Origin of the sequence: Empedobacter falsenii, from assembly GCF_013488205.1 — a bacterium.
GTDB lineage: Bacteria > Bacteroidota > Bacteroidia > Flavobacteriales > Weeksellaceae > Empedobacter > Empedobacter falsenii_C.
Genome location: NZ_CP040908.1, coordinates 2,052,394 through 2,078,787, shown reverse-complemented (window position 1 = coordinate 2,078,787; position 26,394 = coordinate 2,052,394). Strand labels below are relative to the sequence as shown.

Annotated in this window: 23 protein-coding genes; 13 read left to right on the top strand and 10 right to left on the bottom strand. The window is 31.0% G+C overall.

Annotated features, from left to right (window positions below; translation table 11 throughout):
- Window positions 1-552: 552 nt before the first annotated feature.
- Window positions 553-747: a hypothetical protein gene (locus FH779_RS09705; protein ID WP_180904521.1), complete on the bottom strand. Its 195-nt coding sequence runs from the start codon at window positions 745-747 to the stop codon at window positions 553-555.
- Between the two features lie 493 nt (window positions 748-1,240).
- Here FH779_RS09705 and FH779_RS09700 point away from each other — a divergent pair, with 493 nt between their 5' ends.
- The 3 genes from FH779_RS09700 to FH779_RS09690 all read left to right on the top strand — a co-directional run bounded on the left by FH779_RS09700 (window position 1,241) and on the right by FH779_RS09690 (window position 5,022).
- Window positions 1,241-1,645 (top strand): DUF5675 family protein, encoded by a 405-nt coding sequence (locus FH779_RS09700; protein WP_180904520.1) that lies wholly within the window; start codon window positions 1,241-1,243, stop codon window positions 1,643-1,645.
- Complete coding sequence (locus tag FH779_RS09695; RefSeq protein WP_180904519.1) at window positions 1,642-1,890, top strand: hypothetical protein; 249 nt, start codon at window positions 1,642-1,644, stop codon at window positions 1,888-1,890. Before FH779_RS09700 ends, FH779_RS09695 begins: the two co-directional genes overlap by 4 nt.
- Before the next feature lie 513 nt (window positions 1,891-2,403).
- Entirely contained in the window at window positions 2,404-5,022 is a 2,619-nt protein-coding gene (locus FH779_RS09690; RefSeq protein ID WP_180904518.1) for a copper-transporting P-type ATPase, read from the top strand.
- A gap of 274 nt (window positions 5,023-5,296) precedes the next feature.
- On the opposite strand, the gene FH779_RS09685 is transcribed toward FH779_RS09690, so the two are convergent.
- On the bottom strand, window positions 5,297-7,630 hold the full coding sequence (locus FH779_RS09685; protein ID WP_180904517.1) for a TonB-dependent receptor: 2,334 nt from the start codon (window positions 7,628-7,630) through the stop codon (window positions 5,297-5,299).
- A gap of 482 nt (window positions 7,631-8,112) precedes the next feature.
- Here FH779_RS09685 and FH779_RS09680 point away from each other — a divergent pair, with 482 nt between their 5' ends.
- Complete coding sequence (locus FH779_RS09680; protein WP_180904516.1) at window positions 8,113-8,958, top strand: hypothetical protein; 846 nt, start codon at window positions 8,113-8,115, stop codon at window positions 8,956-8,958.
- 60 nt (window positions 8,959-9,018) lie between these two features.
- Window positions 9,019-9,900: a hypothetical protein gene (locus FH779_RS09675; protein WP_180904515.1), complete on the top strand. Its 882-nt coding sequence runs from the start codon at window positions 9,019-9,021 to the stop codon at window positions 9,898-9,900.
- A 162-nt stretch (window positions 9,901-10,062) separates the two neighbouring features.
- On the opposite strand, the gene FH779_RS09670 is transcribed toward FH779_RS09675, so the two are convergent.
- Window positions 10,063-11,613 (bottom strand): tetratricopeptide repeat protein, encoded by a 1,551-nt coding sequence (locus FH779_RS09670; protein ID WP_180904514.1) that lies wholly within the window; start codon window positions 11,611-11,613, stop codon window positions 10,063-10,065.
- Between the two features lie 299 nt (window positions 11,614-11,912).
- Between FH779_RS09670 and FH779_RS09665 the strand changes: the two genes are divergently transcribed.
- From FH779_RS09665 to FH779_RS09650, 4 genes are all read left to right on the top strand, one after another.
- Window positions 11,913-13,280, top strand: coding sequence for a hypothetical protein (locus FH779_RS09665; RefSeq protein WP_180904513.1), 1,368 nt, complete (start codon window positions 11,913-11,915; stop codon window positions 13,278-13,280).
- 5 nt (window positions 13,281-13,285) lie between these two features.
- Window positions 13,286-13,705: a helix-turn-helix domain-containing protein gene (locus FH779_RS09660; RefSeq protein WP_180904512.1), complete on the top strand. Its 420-nt coding sequence runs from the start codon at window positions 13,286-13,288 to the stop codon at window positions 13,703-13,705.
- On the top strand, window positions 13,681-14,016 hold the full coding sequence (locus FH779_RS09655) for a helix-turn-helix domain-containing protein (RefSeq protein WP_180904511.1): 336 nt from the start codon (window positions 13,681-13,683) through the stop codon (window positions 14,014-14,016). Before FH779_RS09660 ends, FH779_RS09655 begins: the two co-directional genes overlap by 25 nt.
- Window positions 14,017-14,107: 91 nt before the next feature.
- On the top strand, window positions 14,108-14,563 hold the full coding sequence (locus FH779_RS09650) for a DUF4442 domain-containing protein (RefSeq protein WP_180904510.1): 456 nt from the start codon (window positions 14,108-14,110) through the stop codon (window positions 14,561-14,563).
- Window positions 14,564-14,580: 17 nt separating this feature from the next.
- Here the strand turns inward: FH779_RS09650 and FH779_RS09645 are convergent, their stop codons facing one another.
- Window positions 14,581-16,062, bottom strand: coding sequence for an aminotransferase-like domain-containing protein (locus FH779_RS09645; protein ID WP_180904509.1), 1,482 nt, complete (start codon window positions 16,060-16,062; stop codon window positions 14,581-14,583).
- An 87-nt stretch (window positions 16,063-16,149) separates the two neighbouring features.
- On the opposite strand from FH779_RS09645, the gene FH779_RS09640 reads away from it, so the two are divergent.
- Window positions 16,150-18,009 (top strand): TonB-dependent receptor plug domain-containing protein, encoded by a 1,860-nt coding sequence (locus FH779_RS09640; protein ID WP_180904508.1) that lies wholly within the window; start codon window positions 16,150-16,152, stop codon window positions 18,007-18,009.
- A 126-nt stretch (window positions 18,010-18,135) separates the two neighbouring features.
- A complete protein-coding gene (locus FH779_RS09635; protein WP_180904507.1) occupies window positions 18,136-19,122 on the top strand; it encodes a lipoate--protein ligase in 987 nt (328 codons plus the stop codon).
- A 38-nt stretch (window positions 19,123-19,160) separates the two neighbouring features.
- Here the strand turns inward: FH779_RS09635 and FH779_RS09630 are convergent, their stop codons facing one another.
- Entirely contained in the window at window positions 19,161-20,099 is a 939-nt protein-coding gene (locus FH779_RS09630; protein ID WP_180904506.1) for an SMI1/KNR4 family protein, read from the bottom strand.
- Window positions 20,100-20,715: 616 nt separating this feature from the next.
- Here FH779_RS09630 and FH779_RS09625 point away from each other — a divergent pair.
- Window positions 20,716-21,747, top strand: coding sequence for a pirin family protein (locus tag FH779_RS09625; protein ID WP_180904505.1), 1,032 nt, complete (start codon window positions 20,716-20,718; stop codon window positions 21,745-21,747).
- Window positions 21,748-21,866: 119 nt separating this feature from the next.
- The gene (locus FH779_RS09620; RefSeq protein ID WP_244957941.1) at window positions 21,867-22,394 is read left to right on the top strand and encodes an SRPBCC family protein; all 528 of its coding nucleotides are present in this window, start codon (window positions 21,867-21,869) and stop codon (window positions 22,392-22,394) included.
- Between the two features lie 45 nt (window positions 22,395-22,439).
- Here FH779_RS09620 and FH779_RS09615 read toward each other — a convergent pair whose 3' ends face one another.
- The 5 genes from FH779_RS09615 to FH779_RS09595 all read right to left on the bottom strand — a co-directional run bounded on the left by FH779_RS09615 (window position 22,440) and on the right by FH779_RS09595 (window position 26,393).
- Complete coding sequence (locus FH779_RS09615) at window positions 22,440-23,042, bottom strand: DUF417 family protein (protein WP_180904504.1); 603 nt, start codon at window positions 23,040-23,042, stop codon at window positions 22,440-22,442.
- A 64-nt stretch (window positions 23,043-23,106) separates the two neighbouring features.
- Complete coding sequence (locus tag FH779_RS09610; RefSeq protein WP_244957940.1) at window positions 23,107-23,931, bottom strand: AraC family transcriptional regulator; 825 nt, start codon at window positions 23,929-23,931, stop codon at window positions 23,107-23,109.
- A gap of 427 nt (window positions 23,932-24,358) precedes the next feature.
- Window positions 24,359-24,907 (bottom strand): hypothetical protein, encoded by a 549-nt coding sequence (locus FH779_RS09605; protein ID WP_180904503.1) that lies wholly within the window; start codon window positions 24,905-24,907, stop codon window positions 24,359-24,361.
- A 10-nt stretch (window positions 24,908-24,917) separates the two neighbouring features.
- On the bottom strand, window positions 24,918-25,460 hold the full coding sequence (locus tag FH779_RS09600) for a hypothetical protein (protein ID WP_180904502.1): 543 nt from the start codon (window positions 25,458-25,460) through the stop codon (window positions 24,918-24,920).
- A gap of 300 nt (window positions 25,461-25,760) precedes the next feature.
- The gene (locus FH779_RS09595) at window positions 25,761-26,393 is read right to left on the bottom strand and encodes a response regulator transcription factor (protein ID WP_115000421.1); all 633 of its coding nucleotides are present in this window, start codon (window positions 26,391-26,393) and stop codon (window positions 25,761-25,763) included.
- Window position 26,394: the final 1 nt, after the last annotated feature.

The following is a 26,394-nucleotide window of genomic DNA, read 5'->3' as shown; positions in this document are numbered from 1 at the left end:
AGAATTGTATTATGTAGTATGTAAAATGTACAAAGTAGATGTTAGAGATGAGATATTAGTATTGAGAGAGGAGGTGAAATGCGAACATTTTTAGTAGAGAGGTTTACAGCCTTGTCTTTTTGGTTACTTTTTAGTCAAGTAAAAAGTGACATTAAAAAAAAGGAATACCTGAGCCACACAGTGGCTCCTCCTCTTAATCTCAAATGTTGTTAAAAGAGAATTTGAATTAAAAAAGAGAAATAAACTATTTATTTCTCTTTTGTTATTTATTTGACTAAATGTGTTAGAATACCTCTGATAATATCGTGTTGTAAGTAAAGGTTTCGCTTGCCTACTTGATACACGTTAAAATACTTTTTTAAGCAATACCTTCGTAAGGTGGATTTTGAAATTTGTAATAAGGTTGTTACTTGATGTTCTTCCATTAAAATGGAATCGCTGAATTGGATAATATTATTTTTCCAATCTTGTTCTAATTCATCTATTTTTTTGATAATAGAATTGAACCATTGAACCGAGAATATAGTTTTATCGTTCATAATTTTTTTGTTTTTAAATTGATTCTTGAAAATCGAGGGGATTAATGTTGTATACCTCACAGAATTCCCTTATACTTAACATGTCTTCTTTTGATTTACCAACAGTGTTTTTGGCTTTTTGTAATAAACGAAGACTTTGTCTATAACTTCTTCCTGTAGCATTTTGTATGTCTTTTGCATAAATGATAATTCGTTTGTTTTTTTTCATATTTCATTTTTTTTTTAGTTGTCGAATTAAATTAAATAGAACTTAATAGCTTGTTGTTCCTGATGGTTTTATTTGTTTAGTTTTTTTAGAAAATGATCTATTTTTCTAAAAATAATTGTTGTTGTATGACAAAAATGTATAAAAATGTTTTTCATTGATTATAAAAGACATATGGTTTACAGTGATTTGTTTAATATGGAAATAGATTAGAATTTTATGAAAAGTTTATGCAGAAGTGGATAGGCGATTATTAAAATATCTAATGATATCTGTTGTTCCTTTTGAATTAAAATTTGTGAGTTCGAGTTATTTTTTGAAATTATACTTCGATAAACTCAGAACAAGCTTGAGAGAAATTTTACTCAAAATATATTTTTATTTATTAAAACCTTATTCTCGATACGAAATTCTATCAGAATTCCACTCGAATTGACGGTTTTATCAATTAAATAATCAAAATGAATAACCAGATAACAACTAAAAAAAATAGAAAATGGATTTAGTTTTAAAAAGAAAGTATTTATCTGACGGAACCAATGGACAACTTTGGTTACAGCAACAACTGATTTGCATGACAATTGAATTACCATGGAATGATAATTTGAAACGTAAATCATGTATTCCAGAAGGTAAATATCCACTTAAAAAACGTTTCAGTCAACGTTTTGGGTGGCATGTATGGATCGATTTGGTTCCGAATCGATCGTTAATTTTGTTTCATCCAGCGAATGATGCACTGAAGGAGCTGAATGGATGTATAGCTCCTGTTACTTCTCTGCAAGGAGAAGGAAAAGGTATTGACTCTCGTAAAGCATTTGAACGATTGAAAATGGTTGTTTATGAGTATTTACAGAGAGGTGAAGAGGTTTTTTTACACATTCAAAAACAAACGCTATGAATATAGTTGAACGTTTGCAATTACCAACACCCAAATTATTTCAACATATCCGAACAATAGGATTAGTCGCTGCCAGTATAGGTGGTGTATTGATTGCCGCTCCTGTTGTATTACCAACATTATTGGTACAGTTAGGTGGATATTTGGTTGTTACTGGTGGTGTTTTAACGGCTGTAAGTCAATTAACGGTTGATCATGATGCTGTTGATGAATCCGATTCCGCCACACGATCACACAAAATATAGTGTGATTTGCGGAACAATGTGCGGTATGTATGCAAGTATACAATGGCAAGATGTTATTTCAACAATTTTACTTTCGCTTGTAGGAGCGTTAAGTAGTTTTTGTTTATCGTTGCTGTTGCAGAAATTCAAAAATGAAAATTTGTTTTAATCTTTAGAGGCTACCCAAGTAATGGGTAGTTTTTTGTTGGGTAAAAAGTAGATATTAGTATTGAGACGGCTGTGAAATGTACAATGTAAAAATTATGATTTACAATGTTTTAGATGCTAAATAACGAATTATCAAGCTGATTTCATTTTATATGAATACAGAAAATAAAAATAGATAAGAGGTATTAAGGGTAATAATGAATCTGTAAATTATATACATTGTCTTCTAAATTGTGTAATCTTTTGATATAAAGTTATATGAAATTTGTAGAATAATATTTGTAAATTTAAGTGGAGTAAATCGCTCTTCATGTTGATAGAAGTACGATTGAAACACTAAAATCATCTAAAAAAAACTTTTTTTCTATGAAATATACTTGTCCCATGCATCCAGAGATTGCAAGTAATGAAGCTGGAAAATGTCCAAAATGCGGAATGTTTTTGATAGAAATTCCTGAAAATTCAGAAACACCAACAGCTGAAGTTCAATCAGCACAGGATTCAGAATCAAGTTCGCATAAAACAATGGAAAGTGATGCAGCTGAATACTATTGTCCGATGTATTGTGAAGGGGATAAGACCTACAATAAACAAGGTGATTGTCCGGTTTGTGGGATGCATTTGGTAAAAAAGGAAAAAGAGAATTCGGAAACGAAACCCAATGATAATCACGCTTCGTGTTCACATAAAACAGAAGAAATTAAAGAAACGTCAAAGCATGATCACGCGAGTTGTTCGCATGGTCAAGTTAAAGCACCTTTTGCAGCACTTCCTAAGAAAACAACTACTGGCGATGTGTATTATTGTCCGATGCATTGTGAAGGGGATAAAACCTACGATAAACCTGGTAACTGTCCGGTTTGTGGAATGCATTTAATAAAAGAAGAAAAATTGAGTTTAGCAAACGAATATACGTGTCCGATGCACCCCGAAATCATCAAAGATCAACCTGGTTTTTGCCCGATATGTGGGATGGATTTGATTCCTGTTGTACAAACCGATTCGGCTGATGATGTTTATCATCATACCCGAAAAATGTTTTGGATTTCTATGGTATTAACTGTTCCTATTTTTGTATTGGCAATGGGTGAAATGCTTCCAGGTAATCCAATTGGTAAAATTGTAAGTCCACAAGTATCAGCCTATATTCAGTTTGCGTTATGTTTACCAATTGTTTTTTATACATGTTGGTCATTTTTTCAACGTGCTTGGGTTTCTTTCAAAACATGGAATCTTAATATGTTTAGTTTAATTGGGTTGGGTGCTGGTGCAGGCTTTTTGTATTCGGTAGTGGGTTTATTTTTCCCATCTTTATTTCCTGCTGAGTTCAAAACGCATCATGGTCAGGTAGCTTTGTATTTTGAGTCGGTAGCGGTAATTTTAACTTTGGTGATGTTAGGACAAATGTTGGAAGCCAAAGCGCATTCTAAAACGAATTCTGCTTTAAAAGAGTTGATTAAATTATCTCCGAACGAAGCTTTTAGAATCGTTAATGGAAAAGAAGAAAAAGTAAGCATTGATCAGATTCAATTAAATGATATTTTACGTGTAAAACCAGGTGATAAAGTACCTGTAGATGGAATTGTGACCGAAGGTTTTGCAGATATTGACGAAAGTATGATTTCGGGAGAACCAATTCCTGTTTCAAAAACGATTGATGATGAAGTGGTGGCAGGAACCATCAACGGAAGTAAAATGTTCTTAATGAAGGCAACAAAAGTTGGAGGTGAAACTTTATTGGCTCAAATTATTGATATGGTCAATCAGGCAAGTAGAAGTCAGGCTCCAATTCAGAAAGTAGTCGATAAAATCTCCAAAATATTTGTTCCTACTGTGATGGTTATTGCGTTGATAACCTTTTTGGCATGGTGGATTTTTGGCAGCGAAAATCGTGTAGCTTTTGCCATTGCGAATGCATTGGCCGCGCTGATTGTGGCTTGTCCTTGTGCTCTTGGTTTGGCTACGCCTATGTCGGTGATGGTAGCAGTTGGTAAAGGTGCTAAAAATGGGGTTTTGGTGAAAAATGCTGAAGCTTTGGAACGATTGAATAACGTAACGACTTTAACAATTGATAAAACAGGAACGATTACTGAAGGAAAACCAGCGGTAGTGAATATTATTCCGTTTGAAGGATTGAATAAAAATGATGTCTTGCTATTGGCAGCAAGTATGAACCAAAACAGTGGACATCCATTGGCGCAATCTTTTGTTCATGCGGCAGAGAAAGAGAATTTAAACTTGCATTCTATTCGAAATTTTGAAGATATTGCTGGTAAAGGTGTGAAAGGAGAAGTGGATGGAAAAGAAGTGTATTTGGGTAATGAAGGGTTGATGACGTTTGCAGGTATGCAAGTGCCGAAAGTGGATAGTACGAATACGTTGTCTTTTTTGGGTGTAAATGGAAAAGTCTTGGCCGCGTTTGAAATTTCGGACGAAATAAAAGCATCGTCGAAAGAAGCGATTCAAAAAATAAAAGAACAAAAAGTAGATGTGATGATGCTGACGGGTGATAATGAGCAAACGGCTCAGAAAGTAGCCAATGAAGTTGGTATAGCACATTTTAAAGCGAAAGTATTGCCGCAAGATAAATTGAATACTATTAAAGATTTGCAGAGTAAACAACAAGTGGTTGCGATGGCTGGTGATGGAATTAATGATGCACCTGCATTAGCACAAGCTGATGTATCGATTGCAATGGGAACAGGAACTGATGTTGCCATAGAAAGTGCAGATATTACTTTGTTGAAAGGTGATTTGATTGGTGTGTATAAAAGTATTGTATTAAGTCATAAAATGATGCGAAACATCAAAGAGAATTTAGTTTTTGCATTTATTTATAATGCATTAGGTATACCTGTTGCAGCAGGATTATTGTATCCTTTTTTCGGAATTTTATTATCTCCAATGGTAGCTGCTGCTGCGATGAGTTTGAGTTCGGTATCGGTGATATTAAATGCTGCTCGATTGAATAGAGCTAGGATTTAGATTTTAGATCTGAGAATTGAGATGTAAAAAGTATTATGTATTAAGTCTTTTGTGATGGATTTGGGAATGTGGAGTTAAGATTTTAAAACGAGTTCAAAATGACAAAATTTGTTATCAAACTAGAATTTGAAATTAAAAAGATAAACTCTAGTGGAGCTTGGGTAATATGTATAATGTTATGATGTAAAGATTAGATTTTTCGATCCCTCGAAATGATAATGAGATGAGAATTTAAAACCTCTATTAAATAACAGAGGTTTTAAACTATATAAGATTATAAATCGAGTTTCAATCCAAGACTAGCAGTGGTACCACTACCTTTTATATAATATCTTCCGTCATTAGTAGCGCCTCTAACTTCGGCATGAATAGGGTAGTAGTCGGCATTGAATAAATTGTTAAAAGAAAGATTAAATGTTATATTCTTTAGCTTATAGCTTGTATATAAATCACATATTGTATAACCAGAAATAGGGTATTTACCATAGTTATATTGTGATTTATCAAAAACATCACGACCTGATAAATTCGTTAACTGAAAAAATACATTCCATTGGTCTGTAATTTTAGTGTCTAAGTTGAAAGATAACTTAAGTGGTGTAAGGATAGAATTATCTAATTTATCTTTAAATTCTCCTTCATTCTTCAAATCTTGACGACCATCCATATATCCCATTATTCCACCAACTTTCAACCATTTTATTGGTTTTACATTAACTACGGCTTCTAAACCGTATATACGTTGTGGAACTTGTGATAATTGATAATTTCCAGGAGCTCCAATTTCGGCGAAAGTTGTTCCGCGATCTGATGTGCTGTAATATCCTGTAAGTTGATAGTCTAATTTCCAGAAATTACCACTTATTCCAGCTTCGTAATTATTAACAGAGACTGGTTTAGGATCAATTGCATCTAAAGCAACATTATTTCGTAATACTAAACCGATATCTCCAATAGAATATCCTTGCGAAAAACTAACGAAAGGTTGTAAATAGCTAAGTTTATTATATCTGGCTGCGATATTGAAAACGAGTGCATTTGAATTATTTTTATCACCGGGTGTAAATTTATTTGCTTTAGTTAAATCACCAACTTTAAATCCTAAAAACTCATGACGTATTCCTGCTTTTACAATCCAGCGTTCGGCCAAGTTAAATTTTGATTGAATGTAATAAGCAAAACTATTTAAATCCATATCAGGAGTAACATGGCTTTTGTCTAATCCTAATTGAACGGCATGATCTTTCAGAAAATCAACCCCATAAATTAAGGTTACTTTACCTGCTTTTCCTAATTCAAAAGGTGTTGTAAAGTTTAAACGTGCTCCTTTATGATCAGAATAAATTTGATTATAGGTTTCGAAAACGGAATTCATATCTTCGTAATAAAGGACTGCATTTGCACTTGTTTTTCCAAATTCACCATCATAACGTAAACTTACATTTTTACTATACGGAGTACCTCCATTTGCAGGATTATCAGTAAGAACTGCTATCGAAGGACTTTCTCCAAAAATACCTTTTGTTCCTTCATACTTACTATCTTGCATACTACGGTAATAATTTCCCATTAACTCGATATGGTGATTGTCACTTATCTGGTATCCAATTTTAAGCAAGGCATTATAACTTTTAGTTTCTCCTATACCATAAAATGGACTATTTATTTCACCATCGGCCGATCTAACCACTCCTGTATTCGCTATTTTGCCTTGAAGCAAATAAGTAAATTTATCTAATTTTCCTGAAAATACTTGTGAAATATTATATCCAAAAGTTTCCTTAGGATTGACTAAGCTTAATGTATTATTGAAATAAGTTGACGAATTAATTTTCTTCTTGTTATTTGCTTTTTTTGTAATGTAATTTACAATTCCACCTGCAGCACCATTTCCGTACATAGAAGACGCGCCTTGTATGACTTCTATATGGTCAATAGCAGAAGCATCTATTGATCTTAAATCTCGACCTCCATTTCGTAAAGGTGTAGATTGTGGAATACCATCGATTAACACAAGAAAATTACGACCTCTAATTTTACCAATAAAATTATTTTGACTTTCTTCACTAGGAGAAATACTAGGAACTTTTTGCATCAAAATATTGGGTAAATTATCATTAATTTGGGATTGTATCTGCATGTCTTTAGCAGAAATATATGTTAATGTAGAAGGAACTTCGTCAATACTTTCGGGCATTCTACTGGCAGTTACAACGACTTCTTTTAACTGATTATCTGTTTTTAATACAATTGATAATGTTGCATTTGTTTGATCAGTAATTGTAACGTCCTGAATTATTTCGTTGTAATTGAAATGATTGATTGTTAGTTCATAAGTTCCTTTTTCAATATCTGTAAAGACAAAAGTTCCATCCGAACTGGTTTTTGTTTTCATTCCATTAGATAACGAAACATAGGCATCTGCAATAGGAGATCCGTCCTCTGTTACTACATAACCATGAATCTCACCTGTTTCTTGGTCATAATTTATTGTGTTTTCCCAATATATTTCGTTTAGATTAGTAACTTTTGCATCAACTTGATTGACCATTAGTACAAGTAAGAATGCTTTTCCTACTGTTTTTAACGAGTAATATTTTTTTCTCATGTGTTCTATTGAGTAAATATTATTTATTTAGACTAATTATTAATAAGTCAAAAATAAATAAATCTCAAAAAACAATGAAGGATTAAACGGTTTATTTTGATTCTATTTGGAGGAGAACTTTTTAAATCAGTAGAATTCTTTTCTCTAATTCATCAAGCTATATTTTTTGATGTATGATCTATTGAGTAAAATGCATTATGTGCAACAAAATATTGATTGGATTTTGAAGAGAAATTTCATTCATTTTCCAATCAAATTAGGATGACTGACTAAAATTTAATGATTATAAATTAATATTTTACGAGTAAAATTAGTTTAATTAATCGTTTAAAGATTTAAATTTACAGACCGAAAACTTTTTACTAACCCAAATTCTTATTTTCTATTTAGACTACGTCTCTAAATTTTTGCAAGTACTACGCTAAATTTTAATTGAATTATACTTCAATTATCATAAATAATCTTAATGCAAATTATTTAAAATGAAAAAAATACTCTTTACTCTTTACATGTTATTTAGTTTTATTACCACCATTGCTCAAGTTGGAATTAATACCTTAACACCCAATTCAACTCTTTCTATAGAAGGTTCTATTGAAAAGGGCTATAGTGAAACTAAAACTAGTTTAACACTTAATAATTCTAACTATTATGTAAGTTATACAGGTACTGAAGCAGGAATCCTGACATTACCCGTTATAGGAAACGACGCAACAGCTTATACAGGAAGACTGTATAAGATTAAGAACTTATCAAATTATAATTTGACCGTTATTCCTTCTTCTGGCAATACTATAAGAAGTGAGAATGTACCTGTAGCTTCCTTTCTTCTTTCACCAGGAGCATATATAGAAATAATAAACAATGCAAATACTTCTAATGGTACATGGGATTTATCTTTTTTAGGAGAATCTATCTCTAGTAATGTAGAAGTTTATGGTAATCAACTCTATATACCTCCTCATGCTACGTTTACTGCTGATTTTGCTTCGCATAACAATTCTTCATACGATTCTAAAGACAAAGATTGGTGGGTAATTAGTAAAACTTCAACTGCATCAGTAGCTAATCAAACAACAGCCCGAATGGTGATCGTGTATGAATATCAAGGAAAACCTTTTGAACTTGATAATATGTATTGTATTTTGTCAACAGGCAATAACAGTAATCTTCCAGATATTTTTACCCCATCTTTTGTTTCTTTAAAAAATGATGGAACTGATGGAAAAACAAGATTAAGTATTTCTGTAGCTAGAATCGATAATCAGGTGAATTCATGGCAAGAGACCTTTCTCTTAAATTTTTTATTAGCAAAAAAAACATATTAAACAATATAAAGGAATCTTTAGATTCTATCAACACTACCAATTATTTCTAAAATAATAAAAATGAAAAAAATTATCTTATTCACTACATCTATTTTATTTCCTAGCGTTTTTTTATTTTCTCAAGTAGGGATAAACACACAAAGTCCAAATTCTACATTATCTATTGAAGGTTCTTTTGAAGCAAATTATCGCGAAGTAAAAACGACAACCACATTAACCAATTTAGACTATTATGTTAGCTATACAGGGAATACTATTGCAACTTTTACACTTCCTGTAGTAGAAAGTGGTACAAAATCATTTTCTGGGAGAATTTACAAAATAAAAAATTTATCTACGAATAATCTCACGTTAACAGCTGCTACAGGAAATACGTTAAGAAGTACAAGTATAGCTATTGATAACTTTATTATTCCGCTTGGATGCTTTGTTGAGGTTGTAAATAATACAAATACTTCTGGTGGAACTTGGGACCTTTCTTTCATTGGTAAACCAGTCAATACAAATGTGGAAATATATGGAACACATTTATACATTCCTCCGCATGGAAGCTCAGTTGCCTCTAGTACTGATAAAGCTGATTTTACAAATCATGCGATAACAAAATATGATACTCCATCTACAAATACTGATGCTGGATGGTGGCTTGTGAATAAAACATCTACAAGCGTAAATACATCTAGCAAAACAAATAGTAGAATGTTATTGGTCTATGAATATCGAGGAAAAGCTTTCAATATTGATAATATGTATCCTATTATTACCGCTGGGAATGATCAAAGTTACCCAGATGTTTTTACTCCATCTTTTGTTAAATTAGAAAATGTAAATAATAAAACTAGGTTAACTATTTCTGTTCGACGCTCTGATGATTATTCGAGCTCTAGTAATTGGGCTGGGACTTTCTTGATGAATATCTTATTAGCTAGAAAAACAAATTAAGATTTATCGTAATACCAATAAAAAGCATCTATATCTTCTGATATAGATGCTTTAAGTTATTAATAATCTGTATTCTGTTCATTATTTGGATTAATTGAAATACGTATGATTATTTTTTTCCTTGATTGAACAAGTGTACACTTGTTTTGCTGATAAGATTAATTAGTTCAAGTTTCGAATAAAGGTGTCTAAATCAATCTCTTTTGATAAATTGAGTTTTTGTTTTAAGCGGTATTTAGTTACACTCACTGTTTTAGGATCTACACTGAGAATAGATGCAATCTGAGAATTATCCATATTCATGTAGATATATGCTGCGTATTTGATATCGAGATTGGTTAATTTAGTTGTCGTCATCTCATTTAATTTCTTGAAAAAATTAGGATGCACTTCTTTTACAATATCATGAATATTGGTTAAATCTTTATCAATAATTAGTTCGTTTTTTAAGTAATTGTTCAAATTAAATTCTTGATTTTTTTTTAAATTTTCTTTTAATTCTTCTAAAAATTTATTCTTTTGTTCTAATTGAATCGTTGTTGCCAAAACTTGTTTCTGATAATGTTCTTGTTTTAAATCAGAAATCTCTTTCTCCATTTTTAGTTTTTGCTTTTCTGATTCGAGTAATTTAGTTTTTTGTTTGGCTTGTTTTTTATGGTTGTAAATTATATAAACTAATAAAACGATACTAAAAGTTGTAATAACAATTAATAAAAGGTAATATTTTCTTTTCTGCTCATAGGTTTTCTGTAATGCTAATTTCTCATCATTATATATCAGAGAAGACGCATTATATACTGTTTCGTTATTTAACCTATTGTTTAATTTAGTGCTTAATTTTTTTTCGAAATAATAGACCGAACTATCCGTTTTGTTGAGTTTTGCATATGCCATCCCTAGTAATTCATCTGAAGTATAAAAAGTTGTACTTGAATTATTTTTTAAAGTATTGATAGCTTTTTGATATTCATTTGTTTTGATGTAATACAAACCTTTTACTCCACTTAAACCTCCTTTAATTGTCAAATACATACGTTTTTCTTGAATAAAATGAATATTGTTTTCAGCAATATTCAGGTATTTTTGAGCGGAATCGATTTTATTCGTTATGAGATAAATCTCTGCAATATTAATACTTGTACCTACTTTATGCATTGTATCTAAGGAATTAAAATTTTTATAATAATTTGATAATGCGTAGTCGTATTTTTCAAGAAGGAAGTTAATATTCGCAATATTAATATTAGATCTGTCAATATATTTTTTGGCTTCCTTTTTCCTTTTTAATTTTTCTGCATATTCTATTACTTTTCTGAATTTTTTTTCAGCTTCATCATAGGAATGTGCTTGAAATAAAATAAGTGCTTTTAAGAATGTAATTTTAACCATTAATTCTGGATTGTCTTGAGCATTTTGTTCAGCTAAGAAAATATATTGGCTTCCTTCATAAGGCATAGATAATTCGTAATAACAATTGGCAGCTTGTAAATAAGCTTCTGATAAACCTTTTGTATAATTTACTTCTTTTCCTTTTTCTATAATTTTCTTGTAAGACGTAAGTGCCTTATTTATTTCTCCTTTTTCATACAACTCTTTTGCTTGATTATTTAAGTTATCGATTTCAGCTATAGAATTGGGTTTATTTTTAATGTCTTGTCCAGATAATAAAATTGATTGTATTAAAACAAAAATAAAAAATAGGTATTTATGCATGTTGATTGGTTTTAACAGGTAGGTATTAGTACGAGAGTATTACAAATATAGTAATAAGTAAAAACTTCATTCATTTTATTTCTTTTTAAAAATATTATTTAAATAATTGGTATATAATTAAATACAATTATTTGTATAGATAATGTATAGGTGGTTTTTTGCTTTGTATAGGTTTTATAGTTGTAAAAATGCAGTGCGAAATTTTTTGAAAATTGAATTTTGTCAAAAGAAAATGATCAACCAAAAATCAATCTATTCTACTCCTTTAGAAATTTCAAAAACAATCAAAATTAAAACCTATGATTAAAAAATTATTTACAATTTCATTAGTACTTATTTCTATTTCGTCTTATTCACAAGTAGGAATTAATACATCAAATCCGCAAGGATTATTGAATGTTGATGGTAAATCATCAACCGCAACTACAAATCCTTTGACAGGAACTCCGACTCCTAAACAAATGGAAGATGATTTTATTGTGACACAATCTGGCGCAACAGGCATAGGAACTACACCTAATCCATATGCGATGCTTGATATTTCATCTAAAAATAAAGGAATGCTGGTCCCAAGAGTTGATTTAACTTCAAATACAATGGATCTTAATTCAGATGGAGATAATGATATTTCTAATCAACCTCAAGGATTATTTATTTATAATACAGGAGCGACTATTCCGAAAGGTTATTACTTTTGGAATGGAAATGAATGGAGAAGCATTGAAGATAATACTTCTGTAAAAGGATCTGCAACAGTAAATTGTATTGCTTCTACAATTGATCCTTCTCAATCTATTGATGGGAATACTCCAAAGCCCATTATTTCAGGAAGTATAATTAAAGTGCCTTATTCTGGAGGTAATGGAGGTAAGTTTGTAGGGGCTTCATTTACTTCGGTTGGTAATCCAAACATTACTGCAACTATAGCCGATGGTAAATTGGAACATGGTTCTGGGTATCTTGTTTTTGCCATTCAAGGGATGCCCAATGCATCACAATCTTCACCAATTGGAATTTCATTTGATTTAACTCCGTTTTTTGCAGCAAATACAGATATAAAAGGTTGTAAAGATGTAACTGTTGGTACCCAAGTAAATGCAGATTACAAAATTGTAGCTGTGATGGATTATATGAAGTTTGTAACAGATCCAGATACTGGCACTAAAGGATTTACTGTGGATGCGACTACTCCAGATGGACTTTATACGATAAAAGTCTTTATGAGACATTCACTTCAGACTGCAGCTGCAACATCCACTAATAATACAACTTCTACTGCTAGTGGTGTTGAGAATAATGTCTTATTAAGAAATAACAGTAATGAAGGTAAAGTACTTATGTGGAATTATTCAACTTTTTATGGAGGGCAAATAACTGATGCAGGAGGTAATTTAAAAGTTCCGTCTAAAACTCCAGGAGGAGGGACAGGAAATACATGGAGAACCTTGACACCTACAGGTTCTACAGGAGCGTGGGGAGACCAAGGAATCTACAATGCTAATAGTGGAGGTCCAGAATATAGATATTATTCGTGGATAGACACATCTTCTATAACAAAGGTTGCATACATAGTAACTGTTATGGCGGGTATGGATCCTACAGCTAACATTACTGATGTAACAAAACAAAAAGTTTTTATTCGTATAGAACAAATTACAGGACAATAATAAAAATGAACTACAAAGACTTTCATATAGGAAATCTAATTGAACTTTTGGTTGCAGAACGAGGTATTGACTTACCTCGTATCTGTAACTTTCTAAAATGTAATGAAACTGAAGTTTTGGAAATGTATCAATCAAAAAGTATCAATACAGATAATTTATTAAGATGGAGTAAACTCTTACAATATGATTTCTTTAGGCTTTATACTCAACATCTTATTTTATTTTCTCCAAAAAATTATGATTCAACGAAATCTGATGAATTATCAACAGTACCTCAATTCCGAAAAAATATTTATACAAAAGAGATCATAAATTTTATTTTAGAACGAATAGAAAAAGGTAAAATGACAAAAACTCAAGTTATCGAAGAATACAAAATACCCAAAACTACCTTATACAAATGGATCAACAAATACCAAAAATAACACCTAACTACAAACAAATATACTTTGATCTAGTGGTGGAGAAGTTTCCAACTAAATTAAAATTTGTGAAAAATTTTTTAGAAAAAGAAAGTTTTTCATCACTAGATATTATACGTGTAAACAAGATTATTTTTAATACTTCGTACAATATTGATCATGAAAATCAAAAACATAGAGCCTATGAAAAATCAGATATTATATATATGTTGAATTATCAAGAAGAGCATAAGTTATCCAATTCAACTGTTGCCAAACATTTTAAAGTAAGTAGAAATTCAATTAGTAAATGGAAAAAGATGTTGAATTTATAGGAATACTTAAAATCTGTTTTAATTATAGTTCTCTATTTCAAGATTTATTTTTATATTGGATTTTCAATAAAATCACAAGTATCATATAAATATGAACAAAGAACTTTTTAAAAATATATTGACAACTCAAATTCCGATTGCATGGATTGCGGGTGTTCGTTTGGAATCGTGGGAAGAAAATAAAGTTTCGACACGAGTAAAATATGGATTCCTTAATCAAAATCCATTCAAAAGTATGTTTTGGGCAGTGCAAGGAATGGCGGCAGAGTTTTCTTCAGGTTTGATGGCAAATGCTAAGATTTCGAAATCAGGAGAAGATATTTCGATGTTGGTTTTGGGAATGCAATCGAAGTATTTGAAAAAAGCTATTGGTAAAATTGTGTTTACTTGCGAAGATGGAGAAAAAATAGATGCGGCTATAAAAGAAGCGATTGAAACCAAGAAAGGTATATCACTAAATGTGACAAGTAGAGGCGTAGATGAAGAAGGAGATGTTGTTTCAGAATTTCAATTTACGTGGACATTCAAGTTGAGAGATAAAAAATAAAATATAAAAGCTGAAATTTATTCAGCTTTTTTTATGATTTCTTGTTTCAAAATTGAAATTACTTCATCTATTTCTTCAAAATTTAGATGAGCAAATCCAAGACGAATTCCAGTTTGATGTTGGGTTTGATATAAAATTGTTTGCGGAATAAACAATTCATTTTTTGCACAATTTCGTTTTAATTCCATCAAATTTATAGGTTGATTAAAATTAATCCAAACCGCTAAACCTCCATTTGGACTCGTAAAACTGATTAGATCGTTTAATTCCGTTTTTAATTTATGACAAAAATAATCACGGCGTTCTCGATAAGTTTTACGATGTTTTTTTAGAATTCGATTAATTTCACCTTCGCTAATCATTTCACCTAAAACTTGCTCGATAAATGGATCAACTTGCTGATCAAGAATAGACAAATGTTTCTTCGCTTCGAGAATTAGATTTTTCGGTGCGACAATAAATCCAATTCGATAACCTGGTGCAAGATAATGACCAAATTTTCCTGTGTAAACAACCATTCCATTTTGATCCGAACTTGCCAAAGGTAAAATAGGATGATTGCTGTAATGGAAATCAAAATCGTAATCATCTTCTACAATTGCAAACCCAAATTCCTGCGAAAGTTGCAGTAATTCAACTCTTCTTTGCGAACTTAGCGTAACCGTTGTTGGATAATGGTGATGGGGTGTAACATATACAATTCGTATTGGAAATTGCTCGCATAATTTTCTTAAATCATCGGTGTCAATTCCAAATTCATCCGTTTTTATTTGTTTGATTTTAGCAAATTGGGTCTGAAAAATCATGTTACTTTTATAATAACTTAAATTTGCGACAGCAACAACATCATTTTGTTTTAGTAGAATTTCAGCAATCAGAAAAAGTGAAATTTCTGAACTTCTCGTTACCAAAATATTCTCTTTCGAAATATGTAAACCTCGTGTCAAGTTGAGATAATTTGCTAAATTCTTTAAAAAGTACTCATTTTTGGACTGATTTACCTTCGAAATTGACGTTTTTCGTTTTAAAATAGCTGAATATAATTTAGCAGGAAGTTTTAGTTCTGCTAACCGATGATCGATTATTCCATCGGTTAAATATAATCGTTGATTAAAATTTTCGTATGGATTATCCAAAAGTATCGATTGTTCAAATTGAAAACCCGTTTTATCAGGATACAAATTGATTGAAAATTGTTTTGGAACAATGGTTTTTTGAAATTTTTGAGAAGTTTGACTTAACACATAACTTCCTTTATTTGGAACGATTTCTATCCAACCTTGAGCTTCAAGTTCCTGAAAACTATTGACAATTGTATTGCGATGAAGCGTTAAAATCTCACTTAATTGCCTCGTTCCAAGTAATTTTGTTCCAGTTGGAATATAGCCTAATTGTATAGCTTTAGCCAGTTGATTCGCTAATTGAAGATAAATCGGTGTATCCGAATTGCGTTCGATTTTGATAAAACTTTTGTATGGTATTTCAGCCGGACTATTCATTATCTGTAAACTGGTATATTATGATAGGTCGGAAAGGTACTACTTTCGCATCAGATTTAACTCAATTAATTAAATAATTAGTCAAAAATGAAGAAGATTACTATGGTATTGTGTTTAGCTGCACAAAGTATTTTTGCACAAAATGCGAATGATACCATTGCAATAGGTGAAGTTTCTATTTTAGATAACCGTCTGAATACGCCACTTTCTAAAGAAAATAGAAACATTTATGTGTTAAGTAAATCAGAAATAAACAAATTACCTGCACGTTCTTTACAGGATGTGTTGCAGTATGCATCTGGAATAGACTTGCGTCAACGAGGACCGTTTGGAACGCAAGCTGATATTTCGATGGATGGCGGAAGTTTTGAGCAAACATTGATTTTGTTGAATGGAGTAAAAATTATGGATCATCAAACGGCTCATAATGCGTTAAATCTTCCCATTCCTCTAGAAGCGATTGACAGAATTGAAGTGGTACGTGGTCCGGCTGCTCGTGTTTACGGAAATAATAGTTTGACAGGTGTTATTAATATTGTCACGCGTCAACCAAAGAAAACGGGCGTTTATGCGAATACCTATTTTGGAACAAATTTTAAGAAAGATACCGAAGATACAGGCGATACCTACACTAGTAGAGGTGTGCAGCTTGGTGCGAATTTGGCAAAAGAAACGCATCAACATCAGTTGTATGTGAGCCATGATTGGGGAAATGGATACCGATACAATACGGCTTACGAGAACAATAAATTATATTATCAAGGAAACTTTCAGTTTGATGATGCCAATAGTTTAGTTGCTTCGTATGGTTATGTAAAAAATGGATTTGGAGCAAATGGTTTTTATGCTTCACCGGGTGATAAAAATTCGAAAGAATTGATTGAAACAACATTAGTTAACATTCAATCTAAGCATCAATTATCGAATCGAATTACGTTAGCACCACGAGTGAGTTATCGTTACAATTTCGATGATTATCGCTATTATAAAAATGATTTGAGCAAAGCTCGTTCTCTGCATTATTCAAATTCTATTTCGGGAGAAGTGAATTCTACGTATCAATTGAATAAAGGGCAAATTGGAGTAGGAGCTGAATACCGAAATGAGCAAATTTCGTCCACAAGTATCAAAAATCATACTCGCGATAATATTGGATTTTATGCGGAATATAAAACGGATATTACACCAAAATTGAATGTAAATGTCGGAACGTATGTTAACTATAATTCGCAATATGGTTGGCAAGCATTTCCGGGAATTGATGCTAGTTATGCGGTAAATTCGAACTTGAAATTGATGGTAAATGCAGGGACAAGTCAGCGAATTCCTTCGTTTACAGATTTATATTTAGATCAGCGACCAGGAAATATAGGAAATGCAAATGTAGAATCTGAGAAGGCTTTTCAAACCGAAATTGGATTCAAATACAACAAGAGAAATTGGACGTTTAATGCCTATTATTTTTATCGTTCGATCACAGATTTTATCGATTGGGTACGTTTAACATCTAACGAACCTTGGGAAGCGCAAAACTTTGGAGACTTGAGAACGAATGGATTTAATACGAAGATTTCGTACTTAGCAAATCTTTCTGCGAATCAAAATTTGAAGTTTTCTTTGAGCTATTCTTATCTTGATCCTGAGTTTAAAAATGTGGATGATCAATACAATTCTAAATATAAAATAGAAAGTTTAAAACATCAGCTAATCAATACAATAGATTACACAATCGGAAGAACTACTTTAAGTTTTGCAAATCGTTATAATACACGTCAATCGTATAAATCTTATTGGATTACTGATGCAAGAATTAATCATTCATTCAAAAATAATTTGAGTATTTATTTTGATGCGCAAAACATTTTTAACACAACATATAACGAAGCTGGAGCAATTCCGTTACCAACAACTTGGATGAGTTTAGGAGTCAAATTTACAGGAATTTAGATGATGACAAACATTTAAAATTCTCTTTAATAGTTTATATTATAAATGCGGTGAGACAACTTTTTTAGGAAAGTTGTCTCTTTTTGATTCCATAAATTTCTTCCTAACTTTGCAAAAATAATTTGTATGATTATCATCGATTCGCCATCTCACGATGCGTATTTCAATATAGCTTTAGAAGAATATTTATTGTACCATTATCCAACGGAAGATATTTTTTTGTTGTACATCAATGCACCGTCAATAATTGTTGGGAAATTTCAGAATACATTGGCCGAAATTAATTTGGATTATGTGACCGAAAATAACATCAAAGTTGTTCGTCGTATGTCGGGTGGTGGAGCTGTTTATCACGATTTAGGGAATCTAAATTTTTCTTTCCATACCTTATTGGGACAGAATGATTTTATGGATTTTTCGACTTTTACAGAACCTGTAGTCAAATTATTAAACGATCTGAATGTTCCTGCAAAATTGGAGGGAAGAAACGATTTGTTGGTTGATGGTAAAAAGTTTAGTGGAAATGCGAAATTGGCTCGTAATGGCAAAATGATTCAACACGGAACGATCCTTTTTAATTCGGATATGTCTGTTTTAGGCGATGCATTAAAAATTAATCCCTTAAAATATGTGGATAAAGCCATAAAATCTAATCGCGCGCGTGTGATTAATTTGATTGAATATTTTCCAAATGAAATGACGACGGATGAACTGAAAGCTTTGTTGATTGATGAACTGTTAGCAACAAATGAAGGAGCAACAATTTATCATTTAACAACCGAAGATTTGAATGGTGTAGCGAAATTGATTGAAGAAAAATACCAAACATGGGATTGGAATTTTGGTTTTTCACCGAAATATAATTTCAAAAATGCGAAGAAAATTCCAGCAGGTTTTATCGAAGTTCATTTGGATGTTGAGCGAGGCGGAACAATAGAAAAAGCTAAAATATTTGGCGATTTCTTTGCTTCAGAACCGATAGAAGTATTAGAAAATAAACTAGTTGGTGTAAAACATAACGACAAAGAGATTGCAAAAGTTCTGAATTCTGTTGATGTAACAGATTATTTTGGAAAGGTTACAATAGACGAGATTTTAGAATTATTTCGATAAAATGATAAGCCAAATTTCTTAGGAAGTTTGGCTTATTTTTATAAAACTTCAATCAATAATCGTGCTCTGTCATAAGGCGTTTCCCAAAATCGTCTAATTGTTGTTACTAAGTTTTTTCGCTTTGTTAACGCATCATCATAGGAGTCTTCTGTGAAGATATCAACATCTGTTGATTCTACTGAAATCGAAATATTTTCAACTTGATCTTCGAAATAATTGTCATTTTTTAGTTCTCGTAAAACGTCTAAACAAAGTAAATCCAAAGCTTTTTTATTCGTTAAGTTAGATTCTTGTTTTAGAAAACTAAAATCCAATTTTCCTTGATATTTTGATGTTTTTGCATTAAACAAGTCATCATAATTGATGTTCTCAGAATCTGTTTTGGTTTTAAAATCATTGAAACTTCCACCAGAAACATTGTAATTTCCATTTTTATCGGTTGAAATTATAACAGAATACAATTGATCGTCATTTTCTGCTGCTTCATTAATTAGTGTATTCAAACTATCTATTAATGCAGTTGTAATTTCAGTTTTACGTTCTAACAAGACTTTAAATGAAGACTCAGTGTTTTGTAGCGCATCAAAATCTGGTAAATCGAACGTTGAAATGGCTTCATGTAACATCTGTTTAAAAGTGGTTTTAAGATCAATCAAAAGGTCATCTTCTAACAAATAAAGTTGTTGCGTTCCGGTATGTGTAACAATTAAATTTTCGGCATATTCATCACCAATTGCAATGAAATTAGTATGTCCAAGTTCTTGAATGAGTTCATTTTGCTCCACAAAATCATCTTCTTCATTAAAAATGCTCCAAAATACATTTTCATTGAAACCGAAGTATTTAAGATATTCTTTGAAAAAATCGGGGATTTTAGAATTCAACTGATCTTCTAATTCATTGATTTTGACTTTTTCGAGTCCTAAATTATCTTCAAAATAGCCTTGTTTTTTTAATTTTTTGATTAATTCTTTCATCGTTTATAGTGTTTATTTAGTTATATTAGAGATCGTAGAAGAAAGTGAAATTTGTCTTGAGAGTTACTCAACCAAATAATTTTCATCAAACCAAACATCTTCATAACCCTTGCGATCAATGATAACCATCTATTGTTACATTCAAATAATCAAAATCATTGAATATTTCGATGTTTCGTGTTCCGTTTTTATCTGTAAATGTTCCTTGGCAAATTGGCATTTTATGTAATAGTATTGCTAATTTTTTTTGAAATAGAGATGATTTTCTTCATTCGATTTAATATTTTAAGGACTTTTAGATAATGTTATTGTTACCAAATAATATGGAACTTCATTACGATTTACATGAAATTATTTTATCCGTTTTCATTTGTCCGTTTTTAATTGAAAATTGATTGAATAAATATCCGAAATAATTCAATAATATTTATCCCTGATAATAGCGAATTTTTAGATGGATGAAATAATTATTAATGCCAAATTGACATCTTATTACATTGATTTGTAGAGGATTTGTCTTGAACTTAATTTGTTTTGTAATAACTGTCATATCAATGGGTTAATTGGTGATTTGGTTCACATTTTGAATACGTATTTGTACATTAAATCAATACATATGAAAGTTAAAAATATAAATAAAGTTGTAGGCCCAATGCCAATTCGTGATCCATTTATTTTAGGTGCATATCATTACGATTTGTATCCAAAAGGAAATGGAAAAATGGGGGTTGATGCCGAATTATTAAAAGGTAAAAACATTGGTCAAGATTTTGACAGAAATGCAGATTGGCGAATGTATCATGGCGAAACAATTCCAGGTTTTCCACATCATCCACATAGAGGTTTTGAAATTGCAACGATTGTAGAAGAAGGTTTTGCTGATCATTTTGATTCGAAAGGTTCAAAAGGTCGTTATGGAAATGGCGATGTGCAATTGATGAGTGCTGGTTCTGGCGTTTTGCATGGCGAAATGTTTCCGTTGTTGAATGATGAAACTGAAAATCCATTCCGATTATTTCAGATTTGGTTAAATATGCATTCGTCAGATAAATTAACAGAACCAACGTACAAAATGCTTTGGAGTGAAACGATTCCACAAAAAGATGTGAAAGACGAGGAGGGAAGAAACGTGAATGTTCGAGTGGTTTTGGGTGAATATGCAGGTGTAAAATCGCAAGATCCTTTAGCGCATTCGTGGGCGAGAAATCCAAAACATCATGTCGGAATTGCTTTATTGAATATGGATCCTAATGCTTCGTTTACGTTGCCAGCAGTTTCTGAAACGATGAATAGATTTGTGTTTTTTTATGATGGAGTAGATGTAATTTCGATTGATAATTACAAAATTCAGCAAAGACATTTAGCAGACTTGAATGGAAATGAGGAAATTATTATTCAAAATGGAAATTCGCAAGCTAAAGTTTTGATTTTAGAAGGTGAACCTATCAATGAGCCTGTAGCGGCTTATGGACCTTTTGTAATGAATACGGAGCAAGAAATTCGTGATGCTTTTGCAGAGTATCAAAAAACACAATTTGGTGGTTGGCCTTGGGGTGACAAAGAAACCGATATCGTAAATCCGAAAGAAGTGGGACGTTTTGCAAGTTATAATTTTGGAAAAGAGTTGGATGAACCAGCTTTGAAATAAGTTTTAAAAAAAATGATGATGTCAGAAGTTATTCTGACCTTTTTTATTGATTAGTATAAAGAATTTTATAGTTTCTAATCAAAATAAAATATAAATTAGTAGTAAATAAATTACACTTTATGAAACTATTAAAACGACTACTTTGGATTGTTGCAGGACTATTTGTTGTATTAACTATTACGATGTTTGCGATTGGGAAAAAATATCATTTTGAAACAACAAGAGTATTGAATGCGCCTATCGAAAAGGTGTATGAACAAGCGAGTTCTTCAAAGAAATTTAACGAATGGAATCCTTGGATGGATTTAGACCCTAATTTGAAATTAACTTATTCTGGTACGCAAGGACAGCCTGGAGATGAGTATTGCTGGGAAGGAAATGACGATGTTGGACAAGGTTGTCATGTGATTACGGCTTTGGTTCCGAATCAAAAAATTGCAACCAAAATGATGTTCAAAAAGCCTTTTGAAAGTGATGCTACTTCTGATATCGTGGTAACAAAAGAAGGAAACGGAACGAAAATTACGTGGAGTATGGATTGTGAATTGGATTACCCAATGAATTTGATGAAACTGATGATGGATTCGCAAATGGAAAAATCTTATGGAAAAGGTCTTGATAAATTAAAAACTTTAGTAGAAAAATAATCAACAAAAATGGGAAAGCAATTAATCTTTCCCATTTTTTATAGACTATCTTTTTAATATTCTTTTTGCTGCTTCGGAAGTACAAATTAGTCCACCTGCCATCATGATAATATCTTTTATTACTAATCTTCCAGCACCTGATAAATAAGGAAATCCGAATTGTGGAGTAGGGAAGTCGCCTCCCAAATTAAGTACATATACTTCTGGAGTCGTAATTAAAAATGAAAGCGTCACAATGGACATTCCGAAGGTTAATAATCCTCCCCAAAAACCTATTTTCGGAAACCATATTCCCAATAGAACTAATATTCCGATTCCTACAATCACAGCTCCTAAACCATAGGAAAACACATAAGTTCTGTTTTTTGTATGCCAATCAATATTTTTTTGAACTGTTTTTCCTTCTGGATTTTTATATAAAGTATAAGCAGCAACCGTTTTTCCGTTTTCATCTACCGAAGTTTCGTGAACATTTTGATAAAAGAAACTCATAAACGGACTGTTGATTACGAACGGAACAATGCCATCGGCTTCGTATTGAAAAGCTTTCAAGCCACCAATCCAAATCATCACAATAGCGATTGCAATTCGAAGAAAATGAACAAATTTTTGAGAAGAATTCGCGAAAAATAAAAGAAAGTGATTCATAATATTATATATTTAAATCACAAATTTACAGCCAATTAATCTTCAAATGAATGGACAAAAAAGGTTATTCAATGGATTTTTTAGCTACAATTGATACTCCAACTTGTTCTCGAAAAGTTTTTGGTGAAACACCTACTTCTTTTTTAAAATAACGGCTAAAATAAAATTCATCTTCAAAACCTAAATCACGAGCAATTTCTTTGATGCTTTTATAGGTGAGATGAATTTCTTTTTTTGCTTCTAAAATCAATCTTTCTTGAATTAATTTTGAAGGAGTTTTTCCATAATTTTTCTTGATTTTTTTACTAAATGCATCTACAGATAAATGATAATAATCGGCATAGTACGAAACAGATTTTTCGTTAATAAAACTATTCTCTAGAAGATTATAAAAGTTTAACGAATCGGTTATTTTGGTAGAATTTGTTTCGTTCTGAATTTGTTTTTCTCGACTACTCAAAGCCAAAATGAGTTGCAAATAGGTTTTAGAAACTGCGACATTGTATGAAAGTTCGAGGTTTTGTAAAGATTTAAACTTATCAATAATCCATTGAATTTCTTCATATATAGGATCAGAAACTCTAACAAAAGGTGTTTCGTAAATAGAATTGAACAAAATTCCATTACAAGCAACTTCCTTTTTGTGGTATTCGATGCAATAAAAATCCCCATGAAATTTAAGAATTTTTACATCCGTAAAAGCTGTTTTTTTCCATTGCAACAATTGGTATGGCGAAAGAAAAATCAAGGTTTTTCCTGTAGTTGAATATTCATTAAAATCAATTGAAAAATTAGCCATTCCATCCATGATCACAATAAAATAATAAGGAGAAGAAATATCTTTTTTGTTAAAATTTTCTGGATCAAACAATTGCAAATCGATATTCAAAATAGAGTTTTTTACGTTTTGATCAAATTTAGTAAGTTTAAAATTAAATCTTCTATAAATAGATTCTTCAAATCAAATCATTTTTTGATTATCGTATATTTATAATTTATTAAATAATTGAAAGTTATGTATTTAATAGTGTTTTTGTTATGTCGTTAATGAAATAAGTACTAATATAATTAAGACTTGTTAAATCTCTGTTTTTGTCCATACAATTATTAAAATCACTGCACTTACAAATAGTCCAACAATTCCACTTATTAGAAACGAAACAAAATAATAAGTACTTTTTTTCGGTTTATTTTGTATAGTATTGACAATAAGTGCAAGGATGGTATATAAGATTCCTGATCCAAAAAATAGCATTAATACGAGAGAGATTAAAGCGCCTTCTATATTTAAGTTTGCAGATGATAGCATATGGTTGTTAGTTTGGATTTGTGATATTCTTCTTAGTAGACAAATCAAATGATTTTTCAGCTACAAGTTTCAATTTCGGAAGTTTTGAACCTGTGCGTTGCGTGACGCGATCTTCATACAGTTCAATTTTAATTACTTTCGCATTTTTCGGAATCGTATATGATTCCATTTTTGAATAATTATATCCTTGTACCGTTGCACCTTCTTTTCCAGCAATATTGACAATTTCTGTAAAATATTTTAATGTGATGGAATCTCCAATTGGTTCAGATTTTTCGAAACGTATTTTTTTAACTTTATTGATAGAAAGTCCACCAGAACTAATATTTCCTTGTAATTGAAAAATTAGTTTATTATCCGATTGATTTTGCATTAAAATAGCATGTTCCAAACGAGCTGTTTGGGGTACGTATCTTGACTGTGAATAGATTCTGCCCGTTTCAGTATTTTGCGCAGTTACTCTGGCAGGAGCCGCTAATATGGTTTCTATTTTCAGTTTGTTTTGTGCTGAACAGCTCAAAAAAGGGAATAACATCAATATATATAATAATTTCATTTTTGATAAATTATTTATGGTAAACTTTTAAAGCTTTGATTTCATACGTTTCTTTATCAAGTGTATTAACTTTAAGAGAAACGTATTTTTGATTGAACTTATCTAAGTAACTATTAGTGTTTTTGTCATATTTGAATGCTTTATTTAATTCAGATTTTGAGATTATACGTGAAAAATCGTTTTGAAAATTGACTTGATCTAGTTTTGAAACTTCATATTTTTTGAATGAAGTTGAATCATAAAAATTATTCTTTTCGAAATATAAATCCAATCCTAATGATTTGTTAGAGAATTTGTAGGTAATAGTATATAGATTGTAATCGTTTCCGCAATATTCTAAAGTATCATTTGTTTGATAATTGTTTTGAATCGAATCTTTCTCGAATGTGATATGTTTTGTTTTACTAAAATTTTCAAAATCTTTTATTGTTGATTGATTTAATTTTAACCCTTCTATTTCCCAATTTTTATCAATTGAAATTTTATCCGTTTCTGTTTGTAGTTTATTACATGATATAATAACTAAAGAAAAAAACAACAGTACTATTTTCATAATTTAAATAATTAGGAGAATCACTTACTAGCTTAGTTAATAATGATTTATTTTTAATAACTATTTATCAAAATTGCAAAAAATAAAGAAGGAAGAGGTCACTACTTTTAGCTAATTTGTAATAAAAAAATCGCTTAAGTAGAGAACTAAGCGATTTTTCAATAGAATGTAGTTAAGGTAATAAGAATTGGTTAGTAATCTTATTTTGGGTTGTTTAGTCGGTTGAAATATAGGTTGTTATTTCTTTTTCAAAATTGATGAAAATTTTAGAATTAAAATATCCCTATTTATAGGTATTTTTTAAGGTTTTGAAATCAATCCATATTCTATGGCTGATGTGATTGCCGAACTTAAATTTGATGTTTTAAATTTTTCGATCAAATTCTTACGATGGCTGTCAACTGTATGTGTACTGATAAATAATTTATCTGCAATTTGTTGTGTTGTTAATCCTTGCGCAGCTTCAATTAAAACCTCTTTTTCGCGACGTGTCAATTTCGGGATCGTATTCAAACCATCTTTTTCTTTTTTGCTCATCACACTTTTGGTTTGCGAACAAAGAAATTTCTTTCCATCAAAAATAGAATTAATTCCTTCTAATATTTCATCAACAGAAGCGTTTTTCTGAATATAACCAGATGCACCTTCTTCCAAACAACTATTAATCACAGCGTATTCATTGTGCACGCTCAACATAATAATGTGCATTTCAGGATATTTTTTCTTGAAAGGTTTAATCAATTCAATACTATTAGTGTCCGATAAATTGATATCTAATAAAAGAATATCAATTTCTGTGGTTTTTAAAGCTTCTTGTAATTGTTGAGCCGAAGCATAACAATCGACCACTTGTAAATTTGGTTGATTACTCAAAATATTTCGCAAACCTTCTAATAATAATGGATGGTCGTCTGTGATTGCTATTTTTATCATA